Source organism: Leucobacter chromiireducens (assembly GCF_003917135.1).
In the GTDB taxonomy this organism is placed as follows: domain Bacteria; phylum Actinomycetota; class Actinomycetes; order Actinomycetales; family Microbacteriaceae; genus Leucobacter; species Leucobacter chromiireducens_A.
Window position 1 is genome coordinate 1 of the sequence record NZ_RPDI01000081.1, and the last position, 753, is coordinate 753.

Here is a 753-nt window from a genome sequence, read left to right on the forward strand (position 1 = left end):
ATCGGATTCGTGATCCGGAACTCGCTGATCTGGGTGCTCTGACATCGTGCCCTCCATCTCCATCGATACGCGGACCCGCCGCGCGGATACCTGCCACCAGCTTACGCCGCACCCGCCCGAGCAACACCAGGGAATTCGCTGCGCACACGCGTGCGCCCTCCTCCCAGCACCTGGCGCGCGCAGAGCTTAGACTGGAGGGATGAAGCGGATCCTCACCTACGGCACCTTTGACCTCCTGCACTGGGGGCACATCCGGCTGCTGCGCCGCGCACGCGCGCTCGGGGACTACCTCGTGGTCGCCGCGTCGACGGAGGAGTTCAACGCGGGCAAGGGCAAGAAGACGTACCACGACTTCGAGACGCGCAAGAACATGCTCGAGGCGGTGCGCTACGTCGACCTCGTGATCCCGGAGGAGGCGTGGGATCAGAAGATCCGCGACGTGCAGAAGTACGAGATCGACGCCGTGGTCATGGGCGGCGACTGGGAGGGCGATCCGCGCTTCGAGGTGCTGCGCGATCACTGCGAGGTCATCTACCTCGACCGCACCGAGGGCGTCTCGACCACGAAGATCAAGCGGGATCTCGGCGTCAACGCGTAGCCGCGGGCACCCGCGAACGCACGGTGGCCCCGGCTCCCATGATGGGAGCCGGGGCCACAGCTGCGTGCGGAGCCGCCCTACAGCACCTTCGAGAGGAACGCCTTCGTGCGCTCCCGCTGCGGGTTGCTGAGCACCTCTGCGGGATCGCCCTCCTC

Annotated in this window: 1 protein-coding gene; it reads left to right on the forward strand. The window is 66.9% G+C overall.

Annotation, left to right across the window (positions count from 1 at the left end):
• Window positions 1-199 precede the first annotated feature (199 nt).
• Complete coding sequence (tagD, locus tag EGM46_RS14555) at window positions 200-598, forward strand: glycerol-3-phosphate cytidylyltransferase (RefSeq protein ID WP_125100826.1); 399 nt, start codon at window positions 200-202, stop codon at window positions 596-598.
• The last annotated feature ends 155 nt before the right edge of the window (window positions 599-753 follow it).

Excerpts from the sequence above, each read along its gene's own strand:
- tagD (WP_125100826.1), top strand. The coding sequence starts at position 200 with ATGAAGCGGATCCTCACCTACGGCACCTTTGACCTCCTGCACTGGGGG.